9 protein-coding genes are annotated in these 14,889 nt (G+C 77.4%); 4 read left to right on the forward strand and 5 right to left on the reverse strand.

Annotated features, from left to right (window positions below; translation table 11 throughout):
• Nucleotides 1-809: 809 nt before the first annotated feature.
• From ACZ7LB_RS04530 to ACZ7LB_RS04540, 3 genes are all read right to left on the reverse strand, one after another.
• Nucleotides 810-1,595: a thioesterase II family protein gene (locus ACZ7LB_RS04530; RefSeq protein ID WP_471465349.1), complete on the reverse strand. Its 786-nt coding sequence runs from the start codon at nucleotides 1,593-1,595 to the stop codon at nucleotides 810-812.
• A 210-nt stretch (nucleotides 1,596-1,805) separates the two neighbouring features.
• Nucleotides 1,806-2,210: a hypothetical protein gene (locus ACZ7LB_RS04535; protein ID WP_471465350.1), complete on the reverse strand. Its 405-nt coding sequence runs from the start codon at nucleotides 2,208-2,210 to the stop codon at nucleotides 1,806-1,808.
• Between the two features lie 523 nt (nucleotides 2,211-2,733).
• On the reverse strand, nucleotides 2,734-5,796 hold the full coding sequence (locus tag ACZ7LB_RS04540) for an AfsR/SARP family transcriptional regulator (RefSeq protein WP_471465351.1): 3,063 nt from the start codon (nucleotides 5,794-5,796) through the stop codon (nucleotides 2,734-2,736).
• Between the two features lie 875 nt (nucleotides 5,797-6,671).
• Here ACZ7LB_RS04540 and ACZ7LB_RS04545 point away from each other — a divergent pair.
• Complete coding sequence (locus tag ACZ7LB_RS04545) at nucleotides 6,672-8,909, forward strand: tetratricopeptide repeat protein (RefSeq protein ID WP_471465352.1); 2,238 nt, start codon at nucleotides 6,672-6,674, stop codon at nucleotides 8,907-8,909.
• A 117-nt stretch (nucleotides 8,910-9,026) separates the two neighbouring features.
• Here ACZ7LB_RS04545 and ACZ7LB_RS04550 read toward each other — a convergent pair whose 3' ends face one another.
• Nucleotides 9,027-9,422: a hypothetical protein gene (locus ACZ7LB_RS04550; protein WP_471465353.1), complete on the reverse strand. Its 396-nt coding sequence runs from the start codon at nucleotides 9,420-9,422 to the stop codon at nucleotides 9,027-9,029.
• A 755-nt stretch (nucleotides 9,423-10,177) separates the two neighbouring features.
• A complete protein-coding gene (locus tag ACZ7LB_RS04555; RefSeq protein ID WP_471465354.1) occupies nucleotides 10,178-11,434 on the reverse strand; it encodes a hypothetical protein in 1,257 nt (418 codons plus the stop codon).
• 346 nt (nucleotides 11,435-11,780) lie between these two features.
• Here ACZ7LB_RS04555 and ACZ7LB_RS04560 point away from each other — a divergent pair, with 346 nt between their 5' ends.
• The 3 genes from ACZ7LB_RS04560 to ACZ7LB_RS04570 are packed head-to-tail and all read left to right on the forward strand — an operon-like array spanning nucleotide 11,781 to nucleotide 14,769.
• Nucleotides 11,781-12,002, forward strand: coding sequence for a hypothetical protein (locus ACZ7LB_RS04560; protein ID WP_471465355.1), 222 nt, complete (start codon nucleotides 11,781-11,783; stop codon nucleotides 12,000-12,002).
• Nucleotides 11,999-12,709 (forward strand): RNA polymerase sigma factor, encoded by a 711-nt coding sequence (locus tag ACZ7LB_RS04565; protein ID WP_471465356.1) that lies wholly within the window; start codon nucleotides 11,999-12,001, stop codon nucleotides 12,707-12,709. The genes ACZ7LB_RS04560 and ACZ7LB_RS04565 overlap by 4 nt, the downstream gene beginning before the upstream one ends.
• Nucleotides 12,706-14,769, forward strand: a complete 2,064-nt coding sequence (locus tag ACZ7LB_RS04570) for a M48 family metalloprotease (protein ID WP_471465357.1) — start codon at nucleotides 12,706-12,708, stop codon at nucleotides 14,767-14,769. Before ACZ7LB_RS04565 ends, ACZ7LB_RS04570 begins: the two co-directional genes overlap by 4 nt.
• Nucleotides 14,770-14,889: the final 120 nt, after the last annotated feature.

The following is a 14,889-nucleotide window of genomic DNA, read 5'->3' on the forward strand; positions in this document are numbered from 1 at the left end:
GGACGGAAGGGGCGCCGGTGAAGGTCCCACCGTTCCGCGAGGGGCGTCCGTGGAGGTCCCCGGCGCGACGGGGACCTCGGGAGTCCGGCGCGGCGGAGGACACCGCTTCGCGGGCCCGCCGCGTGGGGGCTCATTGGCGGGGGCCTCGTTCGTGAGGGCCTCGTCGGTGGGGGACCGGTGCGATGCGGTGCGGTCGTCGGTGGCGGTGCGGCCGGGGGGACCGCCCAGCGGCGGCGGTCGTCACGGGCCCGGCGGGACGAGGGATCGGCGGGACGGGCGGTCGGCGGGACGGCTCCGGGGACGCACGGTCGGGCAGGCCCGAGCCGGGCACCACCCGTCGGCCGGAGGGACCGCGGTCCGCAGGGCCGGGGCGTCGGGTCAGCGGGCCGCCCGGCACCCGGCCACGCGGCCGGGTCGTCCAGCTGTCCGGCCGTCCGGCTGTTCGGGCTGTCCGGTTGTTCGGGCCGTCCGGCCACCGGGCCCGAGCCGCCGTGCCACCGGAGCCGGGTCGTCCGGCCGTCGCGCCACCGGAACACCGGAACACCGGGCCGTCGGGTCAGCGGGCCGTCCGTCACCCGGCCACGCGGCCGGGCCGCCCGGCTGTCCGGCCGTCCGGCTGTTCGGGCTGTCCGGCTGTTCGGGCTGTCCGGCCACCGGGTCCGAGCCGCCGTGCCACCGGAGCCGGATCGTCCGGCCGTCGCGGCACCGGGCCACCGGGTCGTCGGGTCGTCGGGTCGTCGGGTCGTCGGAGTCGGGCCACGTCGCCCCCGCGCCGGCGGGACCGGGCCCGGGGACGCCGGTGACCCCGGTCAGTCCAGGTGTGCGGCCAGGGATTCGCGTACCAGCCCTGCCACCGCGTCCAGTTGGTCCTGAAGGTAGAAGTGACCGCCGGGCAGGACGTGCAGGGCGAACCCCGCGTCGGTGTGGTCCGCCCAGCCACGCATCTCGCCCGGGCCGACGCGCGGGTCCCGGTCGCCCACCAGGGCGGTGACCGGGCAGGACAGCGGGGGGCCGGGCTCGTGGCGGTAGGCCGCCAGCGCGGCGAAGTCGCTGCGCAGCGGCGGCAGCGCGAGCCTCAGCAGTTCCCTGTTCTCCAGCAGCACCTCGCTGCCGCCGAGCACCCTCAACTCCTCGATGAGTGACTCGTCGTCGTGCTCCAGGTGCCGGAACGGCCCGGCCGACGGCGCGGTCCGGGCGGAGACGACCAGCGCCACCGGCGGCCTGCCGGCCGCCTCCAGCCGCCGGGCGGTCTCGAAGGCGACGGTGGAGCCCATGCTGTGCCCGATCAGGGCCAACGGGCCGGTCACGTCCGCCAGTGCGGCGACCACGTGGTCCGCGAGGGCCGGGATGTCCGGGACGGACCGCTCCCCGATGCGGTCCAGCCGCCCGGGGTACTGCACGGACAGGGTCTCGACGTCGGGCGCCAGGGCCTGGGAGAGCGGGTGCCAGGCGGTGGCGGAGCCTCCCGCGTGGGCCAGCGCGACCAGGGAGACGCGGGGCGAGGGCGCCGGGTGCCAGCGGCGCAGCCACCGGCGGGCGGCGGACCCGTCGGCGTCCGCGGACGCGGGCGGTCGTGCGGCCAGGGAGTCCGTCAAGTGCGCTCCTCGGAAGGACGGTTCGGGACGAGCGGGCGGGCCGGGACGGACGGCGGGACGGCCTCCGGCGCGGCCGGACGGTCGTCCCCGTCGGGTGTCGACCGATGCTCTCATCCCTCCCGGCCGGGCGGCGGCGCGGCCCCGCCCGGTGCGCGCGCTCCCCGCGACCCGGGTGCGGGACCGTGTGGGGGGCGGGTGCGGAAGGGGCCGCTACCGCCCGTCCGGGCTGTTGAAGGTGATCCCGGAGAAGTCACGGCCCTGCACGACCGGGCCCTGCTGCGTGCCGCCCCCGATGACGTTCCAGACGTCGCCCGTGCCGGTGCTCAGCGCCTGCGCCCGCTGCTCCCAGTGGACGAGCCGCGCCCGGAACTCCGGGTCCTGGGCGGCGCGTTGCCGAAGGGCCTCGCCGAGAAGGCGGGCCCGCTCCTCGTCCTCGGGACTCCTGCCCAGGGCGTCGAGTTCGCCCTCACCCGGGGCCGGGACCGGCGATCCGGCGGGGTCGCCTCCGGGGGTCCGGCGCACCAGCCCGCTCAGGGCCTCCCAGAGCCTCCGCCCCGCCTCACCCCCCGCACCGGTCGCCGCCGCCACGAGAACGCTCGCCGAGATCGGATCCACGTCTGTGCCCCCAGTCGCCCAGCGGATGCGAACGGATCGGACCGCCATGCTCCCAGACCCACCCGCCCCGGGGCAGCCCCCCGACCGGCCACATCCACGCGAGGAGACCCGGCACCTGGCCGCTGGGGGCGGCGGTGATGCCGGGTACGGGTGGACGGGGACGTACCGGACGCTGGGGCGACTAGACCATTCCTCCGGCGGAATGGAAGATTCCGTTCGCTACTGCGTAGGTCATGCACGTGAACGCGGAGGCGATCAAGATCCTTGAGAAACGCGACACTTTGCGCTCTTTCGCTCAAGCCTGAAGACAGCTCACACGAGCCCAGGCGTGGGTCTGCAATGGCCGACGCGGCGACAATGCGGCTCCGGCGCGATCAGCCTTTCAAATGCACATGCACCGACGCAACTCAATCCGGTGCGGCACTCCGACGACCCGGCGCGCCGACCGGCCCGTGCCCTCCGGAGCGGATCCGCCCCGGTCCCGCCCGCGGTCGAGGGACCTCCACCCGCACGGGCGAGGGCGCTACGCCGTCGCGCTGCCCCGCAGTTGCGCCAGCGCCCTCGCCGCGCGGTCCTCCTCGGCACTCGCGCCGACACCCCTGCTCAGTTCCAGGCTCGACTCCAGGCAGGCGGCGGCCCGGGCCGTGCGGCCCACGTCCCACTCGGCCAGGGCCAGCTCGTAGAGGACCTCGATCTCCTCGCCCGTCGCATGGATGGCGCGGATGATCTCCAGTGCGGCCAGATGCCCGCGCAGCGCCTCCTCGGTGCGCCCGGCCGCCCGGTGCACCCGGCCCATCCTGGTGAGGGCGATGGCCTCTCCGCGCTGATCGCGGACGGCCCTCAGCACGGGCAGCGCCTGCTCGTAGAGGGCGAGGGCTTCGTCGGCCCGGCCCAACCCGTCCGTGACGGCCGCCAGATTCATCTGGAGTGTGGCCTTGTCCCCCGGAGCCCCCATATGGTCGGCCAAAAGGATCGCCTGCCGGTAGAAGACCTCCGCCGCCTCCAGGCGCCCCCGCCGGCGATAGAACTCGGCGATGTTGTTGAGGGATCTGTACATTCCCCGCTCGTCCCCCAGATTCGTGAAGTCGGCAAGGGCGGCGTTGAAATTGACAATTGCCTCCGATTCCTCTCCCAACTTCAACTGGATGACCCCGAGCAGATTTCTGCAGCGCGCGATCCGCAGCAGATCATTCGTTCGCATAAGAGAATTCAGCGAATCCTTCTGGAGGGACCGCGCCAGCGCGTACTGGCCGGTGTTCCACAGGGAGATCGAGAGTTGGTGAATGCACTCGGTCTCCAACTCCCGCTCGCGCAGGGACCGTGCGATGTCGAGCGCCTCGCGCGCGGCGGTGCTCGCGTCCCCGAAGCGCGAGCCGCGGCTGTACACCACGCAGAGATCCAGCAGGGCCCGTACGGCAGCCCCGCTGTCACCTGCGGTGATCCAGTGGGTGACGGCGCGTCGCAGGAGCGGTTCGGACGGCTCGGGATGCCCCTCCATATCCATGGAAATGGCCAGGACATGCACCGCCAGCGCCAGTTGGCGTTCCGTGCCGTGGTGGACGAACCAGTCCAGCGCGTCCAGGAGATTGGCCGACTCCGTCAGCAGCCAGCCCTCCGCCGAACGCGCGTCCGTGATGTCCGGGTCCGCCCCGGAGGGGGGATCGCCCCAGCCGACATCCGTGCGCGACCGGAACGGATAGGCGAGCCGGTCGGCGTGGTCCGCGATGTGGACGTAGTGGAACGCCAGCCGTTGCACGGATCTTCGGACCTCGTCCGGGGAATCGACCGTTCCGGCTTCGACGAGTGAACGCGCGTAGTCGCGCAGGAGATCGTGAATCGTGTACCGGTGCGGAACGGGTTCGGAGAGCAGATGGTGCGCGAGGAGTTCCTCGGCTATCCGTTCGGCCTTCTCCGGGGGAAATCCGGTGAGCGCGGCGATCGCCCCGGCGCCGAACTCCACGCCCCGGTGCAGTCCGATGCGCCGGAACGCCAGCCGCTGCTCGGGGTCGAGCGCTTCGTAGGAGACCTCGAAGACGCGGGTCAGCGTCCTTTCGATGTCGCGCAGTTGGGCGAGCCGTCCGCCTCCGAGGCGGCGCAGCAGGTCGGCCGTGCCCCACGAGGCGTGGGTGAGCAGCCGGCTCGCGGCGATCTCCACGGCGAGCGGCAGATGGCCGCAGACGCGGACGATCTCCGCCACGTCGGCGGGGTCGGCGCCGCGCTCGGCGCCCAGCCGCCGCGCGAAGAGGGCCGCCGCGTCCTCGGGGGGCAGCACGTCGAGCGAGAGCGGGCGCACCCCGGGCAGTCCGGGCAGCCTGCGGCGGCTGGTCACGACGACCGCCGTCGGGGAGGCCCCCGGGAGCAGGGGGCGGATCTGGGCGGAGGAGGTCGCGTCGTCCAGGATCACCAGCATGCGGCGGTCGCGCGCCATCGAGCGCCACAGGGCGACCAGCCCGTCGAGGTCGCCGGGGAGCTGGTCGGCGCCCACGCCGAGCAGCCGCAGCAGATCGGTGAGGACGCGGTCCGGGGCGGGCCGGGCCCGGCCGGTGGAGCCGCCGCCCAGGTGGAGGAAGACGCAGCCGTCCGGGAACCTGCCGCGCAGCCGGTGCGCCAGGTGGACGGCGAGGGCGGTCTTGCCGACGCCGCCCATGCCGTGGATCACCTCGACGGTGACCACGTCCGAGGCGCCCCGCCCCTCGCAGAGCGCGGCGGTCAGCCGCCGCAGCTCCTCGCGCCGCCCGGACCAGGGGACGTCGCGCGGCAGGTTGTCCGGCACCACCCGCGCGGGTCCCGGCGGCGCGGCCTCGACGGGGACGGCGGCGCGCGGCAGCAGGTCGGCCGGCGCGACACCGGCCAGGATGCCCTGGTGCACCCGGTGCAGTCCGCGCCCGGCGTCGAGCCCGATGTCGCGGACGACGCGCTGCCGGGTCCGCTGGAGCAGCCGGGTCGCCTCGGCCGTGCGGCGGCTGCCGTAGAGGGCGACGGCGAGCCGTTCGGCGAGCGCCTCGTCGACCGGGTGCGCCTCGGCCGCCGGGAGCAGGACGGGCACCGCCTCGATGAACCGGCCCTCGTCGAGGAGGAGTTCGGCCCGGGTCATCGCGGCCACCAGGGCGGTCTCGCCCAGGACGGCCCGCAGGTGCTCGGCCCAGGCGCCGCCGATCCCCGCGAGCGGTTCGCCGCGCCAGAGGCCGTCCGCCCGGTCCAGCAGGCGCTGGGCGGCCCGCGCCTGCCCGCCGTTCCGGAGGGAGCGGGCCCGCTCCACGCAGGTGGTGTAGTGGCGGAGGTCGACCCGCTCCGGATCGGCCTCCAGGGAGTACGAGTTGCGGCGGCTGACGATCGCGGGCGCCTCCTCCCCGGCCACTGCCAGCGCGCTCCGCAGCCGCGAGATGTGGACGTGCAGGGCCTGCCTGGCCTTGCCCGGCGGATGGTCGTCCCAGATCCGATGGATCAGGGTGTCCACGCTCACCGTGCGGCCCGCGTCCCAGGCGAGGGCGGCCAGCGCCACCCGCGTCTTCGTCGAACGGAGATCACCGCGGCGGCCCGCCGCGCGGAGCTCCACCGGTCCCGAAAGCCTGATCTCGAACTCCACCAGCGTCCTCCCCGCCGGAAGGGTCTGCGATTGTCAAGTGTTCAAGAGTGTCACGATTCCCACATCCACGAACACCTTGCGTCACCATCAGATCAAAATTGACCGATTAGTAACCGCATGCGTTCGTGCCCGGCCCGGGGCGGGGAGGGACATCCCGACGATGGAAGGGAGTCGCGTACATGGGCACTTTCTCCTCGGACGGACTGGAGGCGCTGCTGTCGACCCTCGCCGGCGACGGCACCGCCCCGGCACTCCCCGCATGGCGCGATCTGGCGGTGGTGGCCGGTGTCGCGGCCCGCGCGGACCCGGTGGTGGCCCGGCTCGGCCCCCTCCACCCCGCGGGCGGACGGGACGCGGCGGCCACCGCGCGCGAACTGGCCCGGCGGCTCCACGCCCTGGCCGGGCGGGACGCCCCCACCCGGGACGCGCTGACCGCGTGGGCCCACCGCCACGCGCCCGGGATCCTCCCCCCGCCGCCCACGGCACCCTCCGGCGCGACCGCGCCCCACGACAGCGGCCGCCTGCCCGGCGGGGACGGACACTTACCGCCGGGCGGGGCCGACGCGGCCTCCGGGGAAGGTCACTTGCGCCACGGACTCGACGATCCGCCGCCCGGTGCGGGGCCCTTGCCTCCCGACGGCGGCGATCCACCGCACAGCGGCGTCCACTTACCCCGGAGCAGCGGTGATCTCCCGCCCTCCGGAGGCCCCTTACCGCCCGGTGCGGGTCCCCTGCCTCCCGACGGCGGCGATCCACCCCCCGGCAGCCTCCGCTTACCCCCGGACGGTGGTGGCCTGCCGCCCGGCAGAGGCCCCCTACCGTCCGACGGCATCCCCGTACCGCCCGCGAACGCCCCCGCTCCTCAGCCCCCGCCCGTGTCATCGGCGCCACCCCCGCCCCGGCTCACGCCGTCCCCGCCGGGGGCCGTCACCAACTCCATCGACGGCGACGCCACGCTCCACGGCCCCAGCGTCCAGGCCCGGGACGTCCACGGCGGCATCCACTTCCACACCGCGGCCCCCACGCCCGCCGCCCGGCGGAGTCCCCCCGTCCCCCGCCAACTTCCCCCGCTGCCCGTGCGGTTCCTCGGCCGGGAGGCCGACCGGCGGGTCCTGGACACCCTGCGCGACCGGCATCCGGCGCACGCGCCGCAGGTGCTGGTGATCAGCGGACTCCCGGGCGTCGGCAAGACCACCTTCGCCACCCACTGGCTGCACGGCCGGGCCGACCGCTTCCCCGACGGCCAGCTCTACGCCGACCTCGGCGGCCAGCCCGGCGACGGGGAGGACGGGCCGGTCCCCGCATCCGCCGTCCTGGAGTCCTTCCTGATCGCGCTGGGCGCCTCCGCCGTCCCGCCCGGGACGAGCCGGCGCAGCGCGCTGTGGCGCTCCCTCACCGCCGAACTGCGGCTGGCGGTCCTGCTGGACAACGCCTTCACCGCCGCCCAGGTCCGTCCGCTGCTGCTCGGCGCCCCGGCCGGGCTCACCCTGGTCACCAGCAGACGGAGCCTGACCGGACTCCAGGCCGACGGCGCCGCCGCCCACCGGCTGGCCGGGCTCTCCCCCGAGTCCGCCGTGGAACTCCTCGCCGTCGGCGGCGGCCCCCGGGTGGCGCGCGAGCCGACCGCCGCCCGCGAGGTCGTCCGGCTCTGCGGCCGGCTGCCGCTCGCCGTGGCCCTGGCCTCCGCCCAGCTGGCCCTGCGCCCGCACCACTCCGTCTCCGCCCTCGCCGACCGCCTCTCCCGGGGCCGGGGCGCCGTGGACGCGCTGCGCGTCGACGGGGAGGCCGTGATGGGCACGGCCCTCGACCTCTCGTACGACGCCCTCCCGGAGGAGAGCCGCGCCCTGTACCGGCGGATGGGGCTGCTGCCCGCCGACCGCCACGACCTGGCGCTGCTCACCGCCCTCGGCGGCGACGGCGGCGGCCCGCGCCCGGACGGCCCGCCGGGACCGGACGGCGACGGCGGCGCGGACCCGCGCGACCCCGGGCAGTCCGCCGACCACGCCGTGCACGCCCTGGTGGAGGCCAGCCTTCTGGAGGAGACCGGCCCCGGCACCTACCGGTTCCACGACCTCGTCCGCCCGCACGCCCGCCGACTGGGCGAGGAGCGGGAGACGCCCGCCCGGCGGGAGGAGACGCTGCGCCGCTTCGTCGGCTGGTGCCTGGCCACCACGGCGTCGGCGGAGCGCCTGCTCACCCCCAGCCACCGGCTGCCGGGCCACGACCTCCCCCCGGACCTGCCCGCCCCGACCCCGCTCGACGGCCCCGAACAGGCCCTCGCCTGGCTGGACACCCACCGCAACGGCCTGCTGGGCGCGGTGCGCCTCACCTCCCGGAACGGCATGGACACCGAGTGCTGGCGGCTGGCGGACCTCATGTGGCCGCTCTTCCTGCGGCTGCGGCCGACCGAGCCGTGGATCGAGGCGCACCGGCTGGGCCTCGACGCCGCCCGCCGCGCCGGATCGCGGGAGGGCGAGGGCCGCATGCTCACCTCCGGCGCGATCGGCCTGCGCGACGCCGCCCGGTACGCGGAGGCCGCCGACTGGTACCGGCGGGCGCTGGACCTCGCCGCGGCCGACGGCGACCCCCGCCAGCAGGCGCAGGCGCTGAGCGGGCTGGGCCACGTCGGCCTGCTGGACGGACGGCTGGAGGAGGCGCGGGCCCGGTTCGAGGAGGCCCTGCGGCTCAGGGAGTCGATCGGCTACCGGCGGGGCGCCGCGCTCACCCGGCGGCGGCTGGGCGAGACCGCGGTCGCCGCGGGCGACCTCCCCACCGCCGCCGACCAGTTGGGGCGGGCGGCGGCCGAACTGGAGGAACTGGGGGAGACGTACGAGGCGGCCCGGGTCCGGGCCCTCCTCGGCCATGTCCTGGAGCGCGCCGGGCAACCGGCCGAGGGGGTGCGGCTGCTGGAGGACTCGCTCGGCCGGTTCCGGTCCGGGGAGGCCCGCTCCGAGCACTGGGAGGCGCGCTGCCTGGAGTGGCTCGGCGGGGCGGCCGAGGCACGGGGCGACCTCGCGGAGGCGGAGCGGTGCTTCGGCGCCGCCCGGGACCTCCTGCGGCGGCTGAGCCCGGAGGAGGCGGGGCGGCTGGACGGACGGCCGCGGCGGGGGTGAGCCACCGCGTCCGCCCCGCCCCCGCCCGCCCCGGTGCGCCCCGGTGCGCCCCGGGCGCCCCGGACGCCCCGGACGCCCCGGGCGGGCGTTCCTCCCGGGCCCCGCCCCCGCCCCGTCTCAGCGGCGGGCCACCGCCGAGACGGACCGCAGCGCGCCGGGCGGCCGGCCGGACACGGCCCAGGCGTGCAGCACCGACCCGACCGCCTGCGGCGGTACCGGCCCGTCCCGCTCCAGCCGCACCGGGGCCGCCACGGCGCCGCCCGGGGCCCGCACCCCGGCGGCGCACCCCCCGGCCGTGTCGGGGACGGCGGCGGCGAGGCATCCGGGGTGCCCGGCGAGCAGTTCGCGCACCAGCCGCCGGGCCTCCCGGGGCGGCAGCGGTACGCGGCTCACGAGGACGTCGGCGTGGACGGCGAGCTCCGCCGCCCGGGGGCCGTGCGCGTCCACCCACAGGTGCTCGTCGCAGGGCGGCGCGCCGGGCCCGTACGGGCAGGGCAGGGGGTGCGGGGGCACCGGCCGCGCCCCGGGCGGGGGCAGCGGGCGGGAGCGGAGCAGGGCGGGCCCGAGGGCCGCGTCCGACCGCCAGACCAGCAGCAGCCCCGGCCCGCCGGCGCGACGGCCGCCGACGCGCCGGTCCGGGCACGGGCACAGCCCCCGTCCACGGCGCGGCCGGTCCCCGCCGCCCCGGCGACAGCCCCGGAGGCCGGACGGTCCGCCACGGGACCCACCGCACCGGCAGCCCCCCGGGAACCCGCACGCCTCACCGCCCGGCCCCCGGCACACACCACCCCACCGGCCACCGCACGGACAGCCGTCCCGGGGGCCGTAGGCGTCACCCCTCGGGTCCTCGCGGAACCCGGCGTCCGGACCGCCGTGCGCGCCGCCGGGCCTCCCGCCGCGCAGAAGGCCCCGCGCGCCGCCGTCCGGCCCCGCGCAGGGGCCGGTGCCCCGGTCCTCGTACGGGCCGTCGCCCGGCCGCCCGTACGGGACGTCGGCCCAGCCCCCGTGCGGGACGTCGGTCCGGCCCCCGTGCGGGACGTCGGCCCGGCCCCCGTACGGGGCACCGGTGGTCCCCGGCTCCCCGCAGGGGACGTGGTCCCCCCTCCCGTACGGGGCGCCGCGGACGGCCCCCTCCACGCCGTACGGGAGCCCGCCCCCGCCGTACGGGGCACCCCGGCCGTCCCCGGGCGCCGTCCCCCCGTGCCCCGCCGCCGGCAGGCACACCGTGGTCCACGCCGCGGGCGGGCCCGGGAGCGCCGCACCGGGGGTCACCGGGAGCTCCCGGCACCGGCCGCGTGCTGCCACCGCGCCAGGGCGGGCGGCGGCGGGGGCGGCGCGACGGGCGACGGATGGGCGGGCTCGCCCAGGCCCAGCAGGCGGTAGAGGACGGACCGCATCCGCCGGTGGAACTGGCCCGGCACCGAGGACAGCGAGGCCGCGACGTGGTCGTACCGCCCGGGGCGGTGCAGCCGTGCCGCGTACTCCAGTTGCTCGGCCAGCGGACGGACCGGGGAGAGCACCGGGGCCGCGGCGGAGAGCAGGGCGGCCGGGGAGCGGTCGGACACCTCCCTGCGCGGCCCGGCGGTCAGCAGCACCGCCGCGCCCGTGAGCGTCCCGTACGCGGTCAGCGAGCCGTGGTCGCCGATGATCCAGTCGGCCGCGATCAGCACGGACTGCCAGTCGGCCTCCGGCGGGACGACCGCGATCCCCCGCTCCCGGCAGGCGGACAGCCAGCCGTGCACCTGACGGACGCCGTGCCCGGCGAAGACGTTGGGGTGCAGCAGCATCGCCACCCGGTACCCGTCGCCCGGCAGCCCTCCGAGCAGTTGCGGCAGCAGGGAGTCGAGCCGGCCGAACGTGGACGCCGGACCCCAGGTGGACGTGACGGCCACGAGCCGCTGCCCGTCCTCGATGCCCAGGGCACGGCGGTACTCCTCGCGGGCCGGGCGCCCGGCGGTGATCCGGTCGACGCAGGGGTCGCCCAGCACATGGGCCACCGGCAGCGCCTCCGGGCAGGACAGGGCCAGTTCCTCCAGGTCCCGGTCGTGGGCGTAGACGAGCGCGGCCGGGACCAGCCGCCCCTCGTGCAGGAGGTGCTGGCGGCTGAGCATGCCCGGCGCCCTCCGCTCCCCCGGGGAGAGCGTGGTGACATCGGTGAGCAGCTTGATCTGCCCCGCCCCGTGCGAGATGCGGACGACCGGCGCCCGCAGCTCGTGCACCCCGCGCGAGCCCGCCGCGAGGGCGAGGTCGAACTCGGCCCGCAGGGCCTCCTCCCAGGGCACCGTGATGATGCCCAGGCTCCTCAGGTACTCGGTGGTGCCGCCCCCGAAGGCGTGCGGGGCGACCGTGAAGACGAGCTGGACGCGCAGGTCGGTCTCCAGCAACTCGAAGACCTCCCGCAGTCGTTGGGCGAAGGTCACCGTGTGCACGACCACCAGGACCCGCTTGCAGTCCCGCACGGTCAGCCAGTGGCCCTGCTCTATCAGTGCGGATTTCGTCGTTCGGACGGACACGCGATCCCCCATCGCTCGTGTCGGCGTACAACGGATGACAGAGGCGTGCCCCCGGGCCGCGCCGGATTCCTTGCACGGCCCTTGCAACTCCCTTGCCCCGCACTCCCGGACGCGCGAGGCGGACCGCGCGGGACCGGCCGGGCCGGGGAGCGGGCGCCCGGCGCGCGGGAGGGCGCGCACCGCACCCCGGCCGTCCGGCCCCCGCTCCCCCGCCGCCCCCGGCGGCGCCGGGCGGACGCCCCGCCTCCGGGGGCGGCGCACGGTCAGGCCGGAATCAATTCCGGGCAGAGGTAAACCACTTGGCTGTCCGTGGCTGTATCCGGGTGTCAATGTGGTGAGCCCGAGGAGGGACACGGAAATGGTCGAGCCTGAGATGGTGGCCGTGGTGGTCGTGGGCGCCCGGCTGGTGTACGCGCTGGCGGCACTGTGGACCTGGCCGGTGCGGGAGCGGGCCCGGGCGCACGCGCTGGCGGCCCTGGTGCGGGCGGCGGGCCCCGGCGCCGTCGTCGAGGTCACCCGGGCCGACGGCGGCGGCACGGTGACCACGCGGACGGCCGGTCCCGGGACGGAGTCCCGGTGACCGCCGGACCGGCCGTGCGGCCGCGGGACTTCGAGGCGTTCTTCGCCGCCTCGCACGGCGGCCTGCTGGCCCGGCTGATCATGCTCTGCGGCAGCCGCGAGGACGCAGAGGACGCGCTCCAGGAGGCGTTCGTCGAGGCCTACCGGGTCTGGGAGCGGGTCGGCGGCTACGAGCTGCCCGAGGCGTGGGTGTACCGGGCCGCCGTCCAGCGGCTGTGGAAGACCGCCCGCAAGCGGCGCCGGGGCCGGGAGCGGCTGCCGGACCTGCCGGTGCCGGTCCTCGCGGGCCCGGAGCAGAGCGCGGAGGCCCGCGAGGTGCTGCGGCTGCTCGCCGCCCTGCCGCCCCGGCAGCGGATCACCATGGTCCTGTACTGCCTGCACGGCTGGTCCCAGGCGGAGATCGCCGAGGCCCTGCGCATGACCAGGGGCGGCGTCGCCGCCAACGTGTCCAAGGCCCGCGGCACGCTGAGGGAGGCACTGGACGTGACCGCCGACGAGACCGGCCCCGGCCGCGACGCGTTCCTCGGCGCCCCCGAGCCCCTCGCCCCGGGCCGCCTGCGCCCCCTGTCCGGCCCGCCGGACGACGACCCGGTCACCGCGGCCCTGCGCGGCACCGAGGACTGGCTGCGCGCCGCCCTGCTCGCCGACCCGGAGCGGGCCCGGCGGGCGCGGGCGGCGCTGGCCCGGCGGCTGACGGAGGGGTCGTGACCGCCCTCGTGGGCTGGTGGCGCGGGCTGCTCGCGGTGGGGCTGCTCGCCGGGTTCTACGTGGTCGCGTTCGGCCTGCTCGCGGCCGACACGGCGCTGGTCCTGGGGGCGCTGTGGCTGATCGTCGAGGCACCGGCGCGGGCCAGCTCCTGGGCCCTGGTGATCGGCGGCAGCCTCCCCGCGGTCTTCGCCCTCGTCCACGGGATCGCCACGGTGAGCCGCGCCGAGGACCACCCGCCCGGCGCCGTCCCGCTGCGCCGCGCCGAGGCGCCCGCGCTGTGGGCGCTCACCGAGGAGCTGGCCGGGCGGCTGCGGACCCGGCCGCCCAGCCGGATCTATCTGACGCCCGAGGTCAACGCGTCCGTGTCGGAGGAGGCGCGGATGCTCGGCTTCGCCGTCGGGCGGCGCACCCTGTACCTCGGGGTGCCCCTGCTGCGGCTGGAGCCGCTGGAGCTGCGGGCGGTGCTCTGCCACGAACTGGGCCACTACGCGGGCCGCCACACCCGCTTCGGCGCGGTCACCTACCGGGGCGCGGCGTCGCTGCACTCCACGCTGTTCCGGCTGCGGATGACCGCCCGCGCCGACCAGTCGCGGATCGGCTACGCCCGCTTCTTCCAGGCGGTGATCGGCGCCTACGCCTGGGTCTACCTGAGGCTGTCGCTCGCCGTGCGGCGGCGCCAGGAGCTGGAGGCGGACGCCGGGGCGGTCGCGGAGGCCGGACCGGCGGCGACCGCCGGGGCGCTGCGCTCCGTGTACGCGCTCGGCGTCCTGTGGGCCGGGTTCGTCGAGGAGTACCTGCGGCCGGTGCAGCGCCTCGGATACGCCCCCGAGAACGTGTTCGAGGCGTTCGGCGCCATGCTGGACCACCCCCTGATCCGGCAGCGGGCCGCCCGACTGCGCGCGCGGCCGGCGGAACCGGAGCGGTCGCCGCTGGACTCCCATCCGCCGCTGGCCCGGCGGCTGGCGCTGATCGAGTCCCGGCCGCCCGGCCCGGCCCGGCCGGCCGTCGTGCCGGGGCCGCTGCTCACCGGTCCCGGGCCGGCGCTGCGGGTGCAGCGCGAGCTGCTGAGGAGGGCGGGCGGTCCCGGCACCACACTGCCGCTGGCGGCGTGGGGCGGCGTCGCCGCCGAGGCGCTGGCCGTCGGACGGGCCCGGCTGCTGCTGGAGGCGGCGGCCCGCGCCGGGGAGGCCGGGGCGGTGGGACGGACCGGGGGGACCGCCGGGACCGCGACCGGACGGGCCGGTGGAAACCGCGGGACCGGCCGGGCCGGCGGGACCGGCCCGGTGGGCGGGATCATCGGGGTCGTCGGCGGGGCCGGCGGGGCCGACGACGGGGCCGGCGGGCGCGGGGACGTCCCGGGGCCCACCCTCGGAACCGTCCTCGGTCTGCTGGAACGGGGTGAGCGGAACCGGCTGGCGCGTCAGCTCCCCGACGGGGCCCTGCCCGGCGGCCGCCTCGCCGAGACCCTGTACGCCCTGACCGGGCAGGCCCTGACCGGCGCCGGGCGGGGGCGCTGGGTGCTCGGCTGGGGCCAGGGCCCCCTGCTGGACTCCCCGTTCCTTCCCCGGGGCCGCCTGGAGGACCTGGTCCGGGGCGCGGTCCGGGACCGCGCGGGGGCGGGCGCGCTGCGGCGCCACCTGGCGGGGCTCGGGGTGGACGTCGGGGCACCGGTGGGCCTGGTGGTGGCACCGGGCGGCCGGAAGGGCCCGCGGCCGGTCCCGGCCGCGCCGAACCCGGTCGTCGAGGAGCTGGGGCGGCAGCGGACGGTCGCCAGGATCACCATGTGCGCCCTGGCCGCGGTGGGCGTGGTCTGGGCGGTCTCCCTGGTCGGCGCGGACGACCCGGCCGGGACCGGCCCGCCGGTCTACCGCCCGTCCCCCTACGTCCCGCGGGACCCCTACGGGTCGCAGAACCCCTACGGGTCGTGGTCCACCGGCCCGGAGCCGCCCGCCGGGCAGCCCGTGACGCCCGGTTCCGGTGCCGTGCCCCGGCCCGGTCTCTCCTACGGCGCCCCGGCCCCGTCCCTGTCCTTCGCCCCGGCCCCGGCGCCGGAGCGCTGAGCGGCCGCGCCCGGCGGCGTCACGGCCCGGGACGCGCGGGGCAGGGCTCGGCGCGGAGCGGCCGTGCGGCGCCCCGCGCCCGCTTCCGTCCCCCGCCGGAGGGACCGTCCGGCGGGGGCG

This window comes from Streptomyces sp. NPDC107521, from assembly GCF_055598485.1.